Source organism: Parendozoicomonas sp. 2304DJ65-17, assembly GCF_058148445.1.
Window position 1 is genome coordinate 112,995 of record NZ_JBYVJV010000009.1, and the last position, 14,664, is coordinate 127,658.

At 45.8% G+C, this 14,664-nt stretch carries 11 protein-coding genes; 2 read left to right on the forward strand and 9 right to left on the reverse strand.

Translation table 11 applies throughout. The annotated features are described in order from the left end of the window. Positions 1-11: 11 nt before the first annotated feature. The 7 genes from ACY2RR_RS19460 to ACY2RR_RS19490 form a co-directional block, all read right to left on the reverse strand. The gene (locus ACY2RR_RS19460) at positions 12-1,568 is read right to left on the reverse strand and encodes a hypothetical protein (protein WP_490109845.1); all 1,557 of its coding nucleotides are present in this window, start codon (positions 1,566-1,568) and stop codon (positions 12-14) included. A 319-nt stretch (positions 1,569-1,887) separates the two neighbouring features. Beyond that, positions 1,888-2,652 (reverse strand): alanyl-tRNA editing protein, encoded by a 765-nt coding sequence (locus ACY2RR_RS19465; RefSeq protein ID WP_490109846.1) that lies wholly within the window; start codon positions 2,650-2,652, stop codon positions 1,888-1,890. Next, on the reverse strand, positions 2,615-3,718 hold the full coding sequence (locus tag ACY2RR_RS19470; RefSeq protein ID WP_490109847.1) for a serine O-acetyltransferase: 1,104 nt from the start codon (positions 3,716-3,718) through the stop codon (positions 2,615-2,617). The genes ACY2RR_RS19465 and ACY2RR_RS19470 overlap by 38 nt, the downstream gene beginning before the upstream one ends. Before the next feature lie 48 nt (positions 3,719-3,766). Continuing rightward, entirely contained in the window at positions 3,767-4,726 is a 960-nt protein-coding gene (locus tag ACY2RR_RS19475) for a PLP-dependent cysteine synthase family protein (protein WP_490109848.1), read from the reverse strand. 56 nt (positions 4,727-4,782) lie between these two features. Then, positions 4,783-6,210 carry a molybdopterin-synthase adenylyltransferase MoeB gene (gene moeB / locus ACY2RR_RS19480; RefSeq protein ID WP_490109849.1) on the reverse strand — a complete coding sequence of 476 codons (1,428 nt, stop codon included), beginning with the start codon at positions 6,208-6,210 and terminating at the stop codon, positions 4,783-4,785. 50 nt (positions 6,211-6,260) lie between these two features. After that, on the reverse strand, positions 6,261-6,737 hold the full coding sequence (locus tag ACY2RR_RS19485; RefSeq protein ID WP_490109850.1) for a M67 family metallopeptidase: 477 nt from the start codon (positions 6,735-6,737) through the stop codon (positions 6,261-6,263). 89 nt (positions 6,738-6,826) lie between these two features. Next, complete coding sequence (locus tag ACY2RR_RS19490) at positions 6,827-7,756, reverse strand: DMT family transporter (RefSeq protein ID WP_490109851.1); 930 nt, start codon at positions 7,754-7,756, stop codon at positions 6,827-6,829. Between the two features lie 193 nt (positions 7,757-7,949). On the opposite strand from ACY2RR_RS19490, the gene ACY2RR_RS19495 reads away from it, so the two are divergent. Beyond that, positions 7,950-9,335, forward strand: a complete 1,386-nt coding sequence (locus tag ACY2RR_RS19495) for an aminotransferase-like domain-containing protein (RefSeq protein WP_490109852.1) — start codon at positions 7,950-7,952, stop codon at positions 9,333-9,335. A gap of 139 nt (positions 9,336-9,474) precedes the next feature. Here ACY2RR_RS19495 and ACY2RR_RS19500 read toward each other — a convergent pair whose 3' ends face one another. Beyond that, positions 9,475-12,075, reverse strand: coding sequence for a M14 family zinc carboxypeptidase (locus tag ACY2RR_RS19500; protein WP_490109853.1), 2,601 nt, complete (start codon positions 12,073-12,075; stop codon positions 9,475-9,477). A gap of 288 nt (positions 12,076-12,363) precedes the next feature. Here ACY2RR_RS19500 and ACY2RR_RS19505 point away from each other — a divergent pair, with 288 nt between their 5' ends. Beyond that, a complete protein-coding gene (locus tag ACY2RR_RS19505) occupies positions 12,364-13,629 on the forward strand; it encodes a metallophosphoesterase (RefSeq protein WP_490109854.1) in 1,266 nt (421 codons plus the stop codon). 56 nt (positions 13,630-13,685) lie between these two features. Here the strand turns inward: ACY2RR_RS19505 and ACY2RR_RS19510 are convergent, their stop codons facing one another. Beyond that, a complete protein-coding gene (locus ACY2RR_RS19510; RefSeq protein ID WP_490109855.1) occupies positions 13,686-14,600 on the reverse strand; it encodes a ParB/RepB/Spo0J family partition protein in 915 nt (304 codons plus the stop codon). Positions 14,601-14,664: the final 64 nt, after the last annotated feature.

Sequence of the window (14,664 nt, forward strand, 5' to 3'; positions counted from 1 at the left end):
ACTTTCCTCTATCAGTTACCCATCAACCAATTATGGAAGGCGAATATTTCTTCATTCGTCAATGAATCATAAGTAATAACACAATCTATTTCCGGCCTTCTTTGATGTAAAAGTATTGAAGACTGTGAATTACCAGTTAGGTCAAACCCAAAATCGTTTTCATCAAACCAATCCTGCGGAGCGTTAGACTTACCCGTCCATGTAAGGTTCTCAAGCTCGGGAGAGTTCATCCTCTTTGCATTGACAAGTTCTTCAATTGCCCCCCCAAAAAAAGGTCTTAATAAGAAAGGGTGAGTCTCCAATTTAGTTAATTGGGGCTCAGACAGAAGATCAGCTAATAGCTCAAAATCAGCCATCAATTCTTCTCGGGACTCTTTAGCTAATCGAGTCAACTCTCTCTGCTGAGTTAAAGTCGGAAACTCCTTGATCGTGCTTACAACACTATCATCAGCTTCTGAAATATCAACCGATTTAGTTTTCTTATCTCCTTTTGGCGTATCACCGATAGTAGGTATCTTACCCTCACTCGCGAATTCATCTATCTGAGACCCACTACTTTTTGCGCTCTGCATCTTCTTTGGGCGAGCAGGACGCTTACCCTGTCGTAGATCAGACAGCTTCTCAAATAATTTTCCGACCTTAGCTAACTGCCCCATCAGCCGAGCCTTGCTTCCTGCACTGGCGGCAGTTTTGGTGGCTGTACCAGCCGTTTTGGCAACTGCCCCTACACCTCCAGTTGCTGCTGCTAGTACAATTGTCAGCAGCACTTCAAAAGCAGCTGCACCTGCCAGTTCGGTAATCTCCAGACTGTGTTGAGCTCGGGTATAGTCTTTGGCGAATTGCACCAGCAATTCCTGGCTACTTTCATCTTCCCAGATGAAGCAGGCTAGATCCCAGGCTTCGCTGAACATATCTGCCGTGATGGTTGAAGGGTCAAACCCCAGAGCCTCTACCATCTCCCGGTATTCACCTTCCCGCCACTCAGTGTAAAAAGTACGCCCCCAGTCTTCAAAAGCGCTGGTGCGATAAGTTTTTAATGCCGCTCCTGCCGCTCGCTGTAGTTGCTTTTGAATAGAAACAACGTCGTGTACTTCTTTCGCCCAGGTCAACAGTGAAGTACCAGCATCAACCAGCCCACTGCCAAAGCTCTCACCATAAGCCAGCACTTTACCCATAGTGGAGCGTTGCTGATGCTCCTTTTCAATACCTGCAGCTTCCAGTTTTTCTGCAGCAATTATCTGGTTTAACTGGTTACGTATATCGATGTAAGTTTCTTTAAGCGCTTTTTCCAGGTTACCAGAGGAGTCAAGGGAATAAGCGTAAAGGCGCCCTGTGGCCATCTGCTCTACTACCTGCCCACGTTTGTTCGTGGTAAGCCCAGGAAATCCAGCATCAATGCGCTTTTGAGAGTCTGGATCAAGATCAAACAAAAACCGCCGGGCACGGCCTTCATCTCTTAGAGAGAGCCTTTGAAGCCCCTCAAGAAATGAACGGGTTGTGAGTAGAAAGGCATCACCATAGAGGTTTTTTACCTCCAAGCTCAGCTCAGTGCTAATTCCCTGATGCACGCTGATATCCCTAATTACAATTAATTAATTTTTTGTTTGTTGTCTATTTGTTATAGGCATTGAATCAGAAATACTATAGAAGAGCTAGAAGCAACCTCAAAACTTCCCAATCAATCGTTCAATACACATTTAATCTACTTGAAAATAGTGTTCCTTCAGTATTGCCACTACTACTATTCCCAGCAGGAGTACTTTCAAGATTTTGACTGAGCACCTGCAAATACTGCTAGCAGAATTTAAAAACGGTTCATAAAAAAAACCTCTCCGAAGAGAGGCAAAAATGCCAACCGGGGGAGCTGGCATGAGCAGTGCCTGGTAATCAGACAGAGGCCGTATCAGCTTCTATCTCCCAGCGTAAAACCACCCGTCTATTTTTCCGACTGCGTTTTTCAATCTTTGCACAAACAATTCGGCCAATTTCACCGGTCGTTTTAACATGAGTTCCACCGCAAGGCTGAACGTCGGTATTTTCAATATCTATCATTCGCACGAAGTTATTAATAACTGGTGGTTTTACATTAGATGTCTTTGCAAAATAGCCGGACTCTTCCAGCTCTTCAGGCGTCATTCGAAATACATTGACAGGCTGATTCAGTGCAATGAGAGCGTTGATTTCCCTGGTCAAACTGCCTTTTTCAATTGTTGGCTCCGGGAGGTCGAAATCAAGCCGGCCTTTTTCTTCAGCAATACTGCACCCGGTGACAGGAGCATCAACCATGGCAGAAAGAACATGCAGGCATGTGTGCATTCGCATATGTCGGTAACGTCTCTCCCAGTCAATCACACCTGATACAGCCATCCCCACGCAATCATCAGTTATTGAATCATTTATCTGGTGCCAGATTTTTCCCGGGCTTTCCCTGTCCCAGACGGTTCCAGTGACGGTTAAGGTCTTCCCACCTTCGAGAACCAGGGCACCAGTATCACCAGGTTGGCCTCCACCTGTGGGATAAAACACTGTTTGATCGAGCAGAACCTGGATGCCCTGCTCCCGTTTCCTTACTGCAAGAATAATTGCACTCATTTCTTTCTGGTAAGGGTCAACATCAAACAGTTGTCGTGTGGGAGCGGGTGTATTTTTCATTATTATTTCCCTGTAGCTTACGGCTATTTTCAGTTATTAATTCTGTTAAGCCATATGGGTTCAAAAGTGTGAACACGTGATTTTTATCTGCTAACTGTAAATGAAGAGGCAGAACAGACAACGCGTGTGGGGTTATCGATTGAAAAGCCTGTGGCTGGAATTCAAAAGAAACTTCAAACAAGTAACTGGTCAGAGGTTTAACCCTGCATACGGCAAAGTCCGTTGGCGCGTAATTATTATCAACCAATTGCACATCGCATAATTTCAGGCCAGTACACATGAGCAGAAGTTTATCCCCTTGTCTCATAACTCCGGACACCTGAACTCTTTCTTTATTTGAAAGTGCTTGTTCTTTTGCACCAGTCCCACTGCGCTGTAATTGGATCTGATTGATAATATTTACATTCTCATGCGCAGGAATATCAGTTGTGATCACACTGTTAGGACTGATAAAAACATGATTACCAATACAGACATCGCCCAAGACTCTGGCAAACGCCCCAACCTGCACATTATTTCCCAGAGTAGGATGACGCTTACCCGAAGGATTGCCTGAGATTCCTTTCGCCCCCAGGGTCACACCTCCCAGAATATAACAGTCATCACCTATACGGCATGTCTCGCCAATAACCACACCGTAAGCATGGTCAAGAACAAAACGACGCCCTATGCAGGCCGCTGGATGAATATCAACACCATTATTTCGCCTGCAGTTCTCGGTTATTTTCAGTGCCAGCTTATCTGCCTCAGGGCACTGACTCCGTATTAACCAAAGCTGGTGTGCAATTCGATAATGCATAACCGAGCAATAGGAAGAAGATGTTTCCGTTAAAAGGTCTGTTCGCCCTTTTGATGCTGGATCTTTTTCTGCATAAGCCAACAGGTCTTCAACCATTAACTCCACCAGGGAGTCAGTGTCCATTTCCCCCGCATCAAAAAGGTTGATAACCCACCTGTATTCTGAAAACGACAATGACTCTTTCAAGATAGCCAGCAATACTTTGTCGATTCCATTCTTAACGTGAGTACTTTGCAGGAAAAGCTCTTCCTGATTTGTAAATGACATACAATACTCCTTTCACTGCCCCTTCCAGAGATTGGATATTTTTATGCCTCAAAGCGCAGCTAAGCTTGCAGGCTGTGCCTCAGAAAAGTAATCCAGGTATGAATCAACACCGTCATAAGAGAACGTCAGAATATTTGAACCAGAAGGTAAATCCCTTGGACTTAATAGCTCAATAGCTACAAGGTTTGCTGCAGAAGAAACACCAAGACTGATTGATTCCTTTTTCGCTATATACCGAATCATGTTCAAACAATCCTGAGTGCGCACTTTCACCATTCCATCCAGGATATTGACATTCAGAGCATCCGGAATCAGGCCAACAGATAGCCCCTGGATATCATGTGGAGCATGCTTGTCATTTAATAAATCACAGGCCTCTGGCTCAACGCCAAGCACTTTCATGGACGGCCACTTATCTTTCAGCCGCTCCCCTACCCCAGTGATATGCCCACCGGTGCCAATACCGGCAACCATGTAATGAATTTCCTTTTCACCCGGGCACATGCTGAAGTCATTGATAATTTCTATTGCGGTTGTATTTCTGTGGGTTGCTGGGTTGGCTTGATTTCGCTGCTGGTTCAGCATCACGTATTCAGGATTTTCCAGCTGTAGTTCCATCGCCTTCTCGCCATGAGAATTGTTTCCAAGCCGACTGTCAGAAAGAACAATTTCTGCGCCAAATAGCCTGAGTAGCTTTTGCTTTTCAGGGCTGTAGTTATCCGGAATAACCAAAAGAAGTTTATAGCCACGAAGGTTGGCAGCCATTGCCAGCCCCATGCCGGTATTACCACCGCTGGGTTCAACAATCGTTTGGCCGCTACCCGGCGTGAGAATCCCCTTTCGCTCTGCATCATTAATCATGCCCAGAGCTATACGCGCTTTATGGCTCCCGCCGGGATTCAGCGACTCCATTTTTAAATACACATTACTTCCAATATCTTTGGAAAAATGCTGCAGATGAACAAGTGGTGTATGTCCAATTGTTTCTAAAATTGAAGGATAAATCACTGCTACGTTCTCCGATTCAACGTATCTGATGAATTGTTTTTTTATTTTTATCAGAATCAGTAAATCGGCATTTCCGGGTCTATGTTTTTAACCCACTTTTTCATGCCACCATCAACAACGAAACTCTTATTAAAACCGTTATCGCGAAGCAGCTTCACTGCAGCCTTTGCCCGCCCGCCAGAGTAGCAGGTGACAAAATAATCCCTTTCAGGGTCCAGCTCTGTTAATCGGTCTTCGAGATGATTCAGAGGAATATTTTTTGCCTCGGGCAATACACAGATTTCCAGCTCTTCTGCGTCTCGTACATCAAGAAGGGTGTAATCGACCCGGTGGCTATTATCCAGAATACCTTTCAGAAATTCTGGTGAGACAAAACACTGCTCATCCAGATCAATATTCGAAGAGACTGAACTGCATGTCTGGGTCTCCTCTTCCAGACTTGTAATCGTGGGGTGCTCAGAACAAACCGCGCAGTTCTGCCGCTTGCTGAACCTGATTTCGCTGAATTTCATGCTCAGGGCATCAAAAGTCATCAGTCGTCCAGACAACGTTTCTCCAAGCCCGATAATTGCTTTTACTGCTTCGGTAGCCTGAATCATGCCAATTACACCGGGAAGTACACCAATCACACCACCGGCAGAACAGTTAGGTGCCAATGCTGCAGGAGGTTGCTGAGGAAACAGGCAGCGATAGCAAGGACCTCCTTCATAATTAAACACGCTGTTCTGGCCATCAAACTGGTAAATAGCACCATAAACCAGAGGTTTTCCCGCCATCACACAGGCGTCGTTCACCAGATAACGAGTCGAGAAATTATCCGAACCATCGATCACAAGATCATATTTACTGATAATTTCCAAAGCATTCTCAGCATTCAGTGCCGTGGCATAGGTTTCAATCTGAATACTGTCATTAATGTCTAAAAGCCGCTTTTTCGCGGAATCAACTTTTAACTGGCCGACGGTACTTGTTCCATGAACGATCTGGCGCTGAAGATTACTGGCTTCTACCGTATCAAAGTCAACAAGCCCAAGAGTGCCAACGCCTGCTGCCGCCAGGTACATGGATACAGGAGCCCCAAGCCCACCAGTTCCAATAAGAAGAACTCTTGCCGCCTTAAGTCGCATCTGACCTCTTCGCCCAACTTTGGGAAGAGTCAGGTGCCGCGCATAACGCTGTACCTCTTCCCGGTTCAACTCCTGGGGTTTTTCAGCAAGATCCAGCCCCCCTGACGCGGCAAGCATCAGATCAATGGTATTCCTGCCTTCAATGGCACTGTCGACTTCTGCAATCTCACCATCTACCGACAAAAGAAAGTGCCCTTTCATTTCTCCATTGTCGTAAAACAGATGGTCTCGTAACTGGTTGTGTTCTGTACAAACCTGATCGAGAATCTCTCGAATCGTTTCACCAGCCATTTCAAATTGTGTTGTAGGAAGTTTGGCTACACGACCCAGAACTTCTGGAAGATTCAAAGTGTTCATAATTCAGTCCTTGTTATTCTAAGTTTTCATTTAAAGGTGATAGATAAAAATCAGACTGTTTCTGTTTTCTTGATATCAATACTTTTTCCGAACGCATCAAACTCAGCGACGCATTCAAATAAGCCATTATCAAAAGCAAAAAGCTTTGCCGATCGAGACAAGTACTTCTGGGTATCAACAACCAGGTACATCACTGGGTAGACAGGCTCCCCATAAAGCAGTGCCTGTCGAGTATCCTCTTCACTGAAATAAGCACCAACATCTGGGTGCGAGTGATAAATCACCGTGACTGGGTTATTACCTTTGAAACTCTCCTGCAAAGTTTTGATATCAGAAACAGACAATGTATAACCGGTTCTGGCAGTTCGGGTATAAATCTCTGGTTTCTGTTCATGCAGTTGATTCTGAATGTTTGTTCCCATATGCACAGTGTCATTCGAAAAAATAAATCCGCACGCCTCTTCCGGATAAACACTGTTGCAATGGTAATAAATAGCTCTGATAGTCTCGTCACTGGGTCGTTTCATACTGATACTTCCTTTTACACACCTACAGTCTGCCTGTACTGCTTCCTGCAGGCAGGATCAACCAATCAACTGTTTTATTTTGACTTTTATTAATCAGACGATCTGTCTGGAATTTTTGTGATAGCAAAACCAGCCAGCATTGTGGCCGTGAAAATCATAAAGTTCTCTGAAAGCGTTTGTTGCTCATAAGCAGCGCCAATAATGATGGCAATGACGGGAAAGAGAATGAAAACAAACGACAATGTAACTGGGTTCATTTTCTTGAGGAGGTAGAAATACACAATAAACCCACCCACAGAGGCGATCAGCCCCAAGTAGAGAGTCGCCATCAGGCTCATGTTACTGACAGCTGTATAGTTTGGCGTTTCGAGCCAATACCCGGTTGCAAACAACAAGGCTCCAGCTACACCAATTGGAAGAGTGTTAAACGTGATTACACTGATATCACTTCCCAGCTTCCGGGTAAGCACGTAACAAAAACCATGGAGGATCGCTGCAAGCAATACGGCCATAACGCCCGAAAACTCTGTCGCTGAGACAGTAATTCCTTCGCCATGAAGAATCATCATCAGGCTGGCAAACCCAACTGTGATACCAGCCACCTGACGCATAAGCATGGGTTCTTTCAAAATGATGAAAGAAAATATCAGGATGAAGACCGGCATAGCACTAAAAATCAATGATGTTAGTCCTGAAGATACGTACTGCTCTCCATAACTAATCAAGTAATAAGGAAGTGAAAAGTAAGCCAGCGTTATAAATATAAAGAACCCTGTTTTCTCTTTTGGGAAAAAGATCGGTTCTTTCATTAATTTTGCAAATACCAGGAATAAAGGAAATGCCACAAGAAAACGCGCACCAGCAGCTGTAAATGGTGGAATCGTTTCTACAGCAATTTTAATTCCCAGCCAGGTTGTCCCCCAAGTCAAACAAACAATGAAAAATAAAATACCAGTAATAATCGAAGTTCCGGTGAGGATTCGATTTCTAATACTGGAAACTATGGTCGTACTTCGCATCTGATAATCCTTATCTTCACTACCTGCTTCAATTTCTCGGAGCAAAATAGTTATTACAATTCACAACTGATAGCATTCACAAAAAATGAATTGCTTTAAATAATGTCAATATTGTTATAATTGATTCAAATTAATAAGACATGTATGGATTTTTATCGAGGGAATTATGAGAGTCAATAAGAATATTGACACCGTGTCAATTATAAAAAGCGCACTCGAATCCGATACAGGCCCACGCTACAAGCGAATTGCACGGGCGATCGAGAAGGAAATTAACCAAGGTCACCTTTCCGAAGGAACAAAATTAAAACCCCATCGCATCATGGGTGATCTCCTTGGGGTCACCAGCGGCACCATTAGTCGTGCTTACGCGGAACTCGAAAAAACCGGTTTGGTGCTATCCCGTATTGGGGATGGAACTTATGTTTGTGGAAAACTGGACCTTATAGACGACCAAGGCTTCCGAAACATCCTGGAGTCTTCTCGCGCAATAGACCTCAGCCGGAACACGCATATCAAAATTGCGAATACCGATTTTGTTACCGCCACTCTGAGAACAATGGCTGCAGCTCCACAAACAGTCAGCACTCTTATGGAGTACGCTCCTGAGGCGGGCCATCTTCATCATCGTCAGGCAGGGCTTGAATGGCTCAAATACAGCAGAGCAAAAGGTGACGAGACTCAAGTCATTTGCACCAATGGAGCACAGCACGCTTTGCTTATCACTCTCCTTGCCTGCGTGAAACCTGGTGAAACTGTACTCACTGAGCAACTCAGTTACCCTGGACTGATTGAAGCCGCCCGAACCCTTGGCGTGCGTCTGGTTGGCCTTGAGATGGACAGACATGGCCTATCGGTAGAAGCTTTGGAAAGTTACTGCCAGCACCACAAAGTAGCAGCTGTTTACTGCACACCAACCCTGCAAAATCCAACTACCTGCATCATGCCCGATTACCGTCGACAGGCACTTGCTGATGTGTGCAACAAATACAATGTGTTGATCATAGAGGATGATGCCCACGGGGTTCTTATGGATCACCGTCCACCTGCAGTGCAATCTTATGCGCCAGACAAAACAATCCTGTTTTCCAGCCTGAGCAAAGTTCTTTCAGCTGGTGTACGTGTGGGCTACCTTCTTGCACCACAGTGCCTGATAAGTCGACTTAATCGAACCATTCGCAGCACTTGCTGGATGGCTACGCCTATGACCTTGGAGATAGCCAGTCGTTGGATTATGGACGGCACGGCAGAACTTGTGCGACAGCAGCAGCGCTATGAAATTCAGCGCCGAAAAGATCTGGTTGCTCAGTACCTGGTTGATTTAAATGTGAAAACGCACCCTGATTGCCCTCACTTCTGGATTGAAGCCCCAGAACCATGGCGAGCAACAGAAATTGAACAGCATCTTGCCAGTCAAAACATACTGGTGAAATCATCTGAAGCTTTTGCTGTAGGGCGACAAGCCATTCCGCAGTACATACGTGCAAGCATCAGTGTCGCACAACACGACAACGATCTTATACAAGGATTTCATCAGTTACAGCAGACAATTCTTGAAGAGACAGTGGCGGCTTGGTAACCAGAAGCAGAGCAAGCTCCAGGTTAAACTTGAACAAACTTCGACAGAAAAAACCAGCAACTCAGCCATAAAAATGACTGAGTTGCTGGATAGTTACAACGTTTTAGCGACAACTAGACTCTGTTGACGTTAGAGTACTTCAAGGGTTCAGCTGAATCTGCCAGCTATTCAGTGAACCAGTATCCTGGTTATAAACATCCTCAACAGTCAGTGTCCAGCTTCCTTTGAAGTCGCCGAACTGACTGGTCGTTAATGTTGCACTGTAGCTTTTCGTTCCGCCGCTACCATCATTACTGCTGTTGTTTTTCACCACCAGGCTGTTGCCATTTGCCAGAGTGATTCTTAAATCACCGTGATAGGTGTGAGTTGCTGTTACAGTCACGGTTGCACTGGTTGCTGCCGGAGCATTACCCGGTACAGACAAGGTGCTTGTTACACTGCCATTGTCTGGAATATTCTGGCTATCAGTATTGGTGTAGACATACTGGTCATTGCCACCATTCCCTTCCACGACTTCCAGAGTGTAATCCTCTACTTCTCCGTAATTGAAACTTCCACAGGAAGATGGTGTGGTGTTGTAGCGCATAGCTACTCGCAGACGAACCTTGCTGCCCAACGCTGATGCTGGAATAGTAAGGCTGCCACTTACAGCACTGCTGGATGGTGATGCACTGAACAATTGTTCACCACTGTCTTCAAAATCACCATCATTGTTAAAGTCAGCCCATATGCGCCAGCCTTCATTATAACTCCGGCCACCGAAGGACGGTGTCAAAGTCAGGTTATGACTTCCTGGTGCCAATTGTATCAGGGAACCACCATTGGCTTCAGTGAAGTCGGTATAACCGGCAGCTGAAGAGCTGTTGGTGTAACTGCCAATACTCACTTGGCTGATCCATTCATCACTGCTGTTATTGCCTTGAGCTGAACAGTACTCCGGTGTTGGATTCGGATTATCATCAATAATCAGGAAGCTTGCACTTACCGGCCCCCAGGTTCCTGATGCATCTTTACTGCGCACATACACCATGTGCTTACCATTGCTCAGGCCACTGGTATCAAGTGTGCCGCTGACAGACTCCGTCTTCTCATTGAACTGGCCGTCATCCGACTGCATGGCAATTGCCGTTGCCCCACTTTCCCAAGGTGCAGTATTCAGATAGAACTCAGCTTCTGAGATATTCTGTGTGCTCTCTGTTCCATTACTTTGGTTAAAGCGAACATCTGTAGCACTGGCGCTGATTGTTACAGGAGTTCCAGCCTGCACACCGCCATTAGCTGCACCATTACTCAGACTCAAATTGGTAATGTCCGGACCAGATGGAGTGATATAAGGCGTGCGTACAACTTTGGCCGCATAGAGCAGTGCTGGCAGGTTCTTTGGTTTGATCGTGTTGTTATAAACTGAACAGCTCTGGAAAAAGGCCGTACCCAATTCAAAGGTGTACGCGGCAACTCCAAGCTCACCATAGCTCACCCCATCACTGGTTCCGTCGGTTGGATACAAACCAATCGACTGCTGAGGTGTGTAGTTATTAAACCAGGCAAAGCGTCGTCCAAGGGTTTGAAGAGCATCACCATTAGGCGCTGGTGTAGAGGTATCACCCCAGGGCCACAGAACCAGTTCACTGTAACTGTGAACATCAAGATGTATCCCTGACGTGTCAGCAGGTGCTGCATCATTCTTTCCAGGGCCACGTTTGTCTGGGAACAAACTGCGAACATAACTCTCTATGGCTTGAGTTTCTGGTTCAGACGCAGCGAAAGGACCGCGATAAGTTGCATCACACTGATTACCACTGGAGCCATTGGCACCATTCCAGCCATGGGTAAAGTTGCGGTTAAGGTCTGCACCACGATTATTACTGGTTGGGCCGCAGTAATTGGTGTTTACATTTTTGCGCCAGGACAACCCGGTTTCAGCTTTCTTGCGTCCGTCTGGATTGGTCTGCAGCATGAGGTGGATTTCATGATTATCAAGAATCCAGGTCACGTCTGCATCCTGGCCATAACCACTGGTCAGCTGTCGGGCAAAATCCAGCGTCAGTGCCGCGGTTGTATATTCCCGCGCATGTATTGCACTGTTGATAAACAGCTTTGGTTTTTCGCCACCATTAATCCCGGTTGTCTGTTTGTTTGTCAGAACCAGTACATAGATGTCATAACCACCCTGCCCCTGCTTCTTTTCCCAGGAGTCACCAACATCAATCCAGCTGGCCAGGTTGGGATAATCGTTCACCATCTGTTGTGCAACACTAAACGACTCTTCCACTGTTTCATAACAGCTGTAATTCGGAATACTCTGTGCTGAAACACTGGCAGAAAAAATACTGTCTGAGGAAAGTGTTGACGGTGGGCTTGTGCCAATACTTTCCAGCTGCTGATTGCGCTGCGTTAACCAATCAGTGGCCGGCTCAAAACGAAAGCCGAAAGCCGCCAGTCGATTACGATCTTCCTGATTCAGATCCATAATCATATATCCGCCAGCCAGGTCTGTTTCTAGAAGCTGTGCATGAAAACTGATTGCAGCTTTTCTGGCTATCGTCTGATCAGGAAAATAAGCTTTCACCACATTACTATTCGCGGCGATCTCCTGTTGAGCTAATGCTCTGATAGCATCATTGCCTGCCGGTGGAGTTTCCGCTACAACCTGACTTGAGAGTGCGGCTGTAACTGCGCCTGATACCAGCACACCAGCCAGAGTTTTCTTTATAAACGACGATGATGTTTTTGTAGGCATTATTGTTTTTGTCTTCCTGCTCTGTATAAGAAAGCTGTTCAAGACAACCAGGGAATACCTGCTTTGAAACAAGTGAGAACTACAAAAACAAGTACAAGGGAATTAAAAATATGAGTCAATGAAAGTATTGCTACCGCATCAATGCTCGCCTGTCATATCTCCATTATTTAGTAGCAGTTACTGGCTTTAAATTCGCACCGTTAAGGCTCTCCGGAAAATCCGTGGTTATTTCTTGTAGTTATGATGTATCCGTTGCACTTCAATCCACTGACAAGAAAATAATAATTTATGAAACTCTCTCCCCTACTGTTTTTACTGGCCAGTCTGTTTTGGCTGCCATCCGCTAATGCTCAATCAGGAACCTGTGTCGGCGCTTATAATGATACTTGGTATCGGGGCGCTGTCAGCTGGCTTTGCCCTGGTGCTGGAACAGTCACTTCATTTACAACGGCGAGTTTTCCTAACGACCGCATTTCATCCCTTAAAATCCCTTCCGGTTATGCAGCAGAAATCTGCGAACATGGAAACGGAGGGGGCGAATGTCGAACCTATTTCTCATCGGTACATAATATGGGTGACCTGTTTAATGACAAGGCGTCGTTTATCAGAGTCATTCGCTTCAATTACAACGACTTCTACATGGTCATGTCCTCAGATCCACAATACCCATGGAGCTGTGGCAATGGGCATAGTGACTGTGACGACGAAACTCTGGCCACCATCGATAATGAAGGCCAGGTTGCAGCCATGAATGCCCTGCTCCGTGATCTCGGGAGAGACCGCCTGGCTGGTTCGATTATTAATGGAGATCTGACTGCATTCGGCCATGACTGGCAATTCGATAAGTATCGCCAGTTCTATGAGAAGGACCTGAAGATCAATAATTACCCTGGCCTGGGTAATCATGACATTTCCAATAATGTAGACGACTGTGCTCGTAACAACTGTGCTAATCGGATGGCTTTGTACTTGATTGACCAGGTGCGCAGTTTGAATCCGAAGCGATTTGATCTGTATGAAGGTGACACCTATTACAAGTTCCCCAGCCGACGTAAAGAGTACAAGAACAGTCTTGGGTACTCCTGGGAGATAGGAAATGTGCACTTTGTACAGCTCAACAATTACCCTAAGTACGAAAGAAAATGGAACGGCTGGAATCTTGGTTCAGCGCGCCGGGACTACTTTGATCTTAAAAGTGCAATGAACTGGCTGAAAACCGACCTTGCGGATGCTCATAGCCGCGGTAAGAAAATTGTGCTGAATTACCATATTCCCACGAATTTCTATGACCCAGATTTTCAGAAGCTGATGAAAGATTATGATGTCTCTGCGATTTTTGCGGGCCACTATCATTCCACCAATGGAATCTACAGAACCCTGAGCAATTTTCATGGAAGCGGTAAGCATCTTCCGATTCTGTTAAGTGGAGCAGCTGTGTATAACAACTTCCTGCTGGTGAGATTCCAGGGAGACTCGATGGAGGTACAACGAGTGAACAGTACCGGTAATGGCGCTTACACATTAACCACTATTGGCAGTTTCTCACTCTATTAAGAGCTCGCATTCTGTTTCCTGAAAGTCCTGAACAAGTCATTGTTCAGGACTTTTTATTAGTCACGTTCACTGTCATCTGGCCAGGCGTTCATCTTTTCCAGAATCGTGCGCATCTCAGATTCGCTGGTAAACGGAATATGAATAAAGCCGCCGCCAGCTATTTTGGAACTGGGCCGTATAGCAACTGGAGCGCCAAACTTTCCTGTGACAAGTTCTTCCAGACGTCTCAGGTTCGCATCTTTTGTTCTTGGAATAGAGGCCTTCTTGTTAGTGTTCAGACTCTGAACTTCTGCCTCAAGGCGTCGAACCGACCAGTTCATTCGAACGCATTTTCTTGCCAGTTCCCTTTCGGTAGTCACTGAATGTTCATTGAGCCCGGCAATAGCTTTACCATGCCCCTGAGAAAGTTTGCCACTTCGAAGCAGGTCGCGAACGCCAATATCGAGCTTTAACAGGCGCACAGCATTCGCAATAAATACCCGGCTTTTCCCCACACTGGTGGCAACCTCCTGCTGTTTTAAGCCTTTATCCAATAGCGACTGAAATCCCTGTGCCTCTTCAATAGGGTTCAAATCACTGCGCTGAAGGTTTTCTATAACAGTAATCACGTGGCACTGATCATCATCAAATGCACCGGTAATGGCCAGTACAGAATCCAGCCCGGCCAGAAGAGTTGCCCGCACCCTTCTCTCACCTGCCAGAATCTCAAACCGTCCATTGGCTTTAGGCCTCAGTATGACGGGTTGAATATTTCCTCCCGTCTGACGTAATGAATCTGCCAGTTCCTGCAGCTGTTGTGGATCAAAGTCCTGCCGGGGCTGATAGCGTCCACGATCACACAAATCCACCGGTACACGCCCATGATCAATGGCAATCCCGGAAAACAGTTTGGCAGTTGTCTTTCCTTTAAACAGTTTCTCAGCGGCCTGCTGCACCGTTTTATCGGATCGCTGTAGCGTTGCAGTTTCCATGGAAACAATCCTTTTTTACACCACTTCAGCATACCGGCTGCATGGAACCATTTCACTGTTTCAC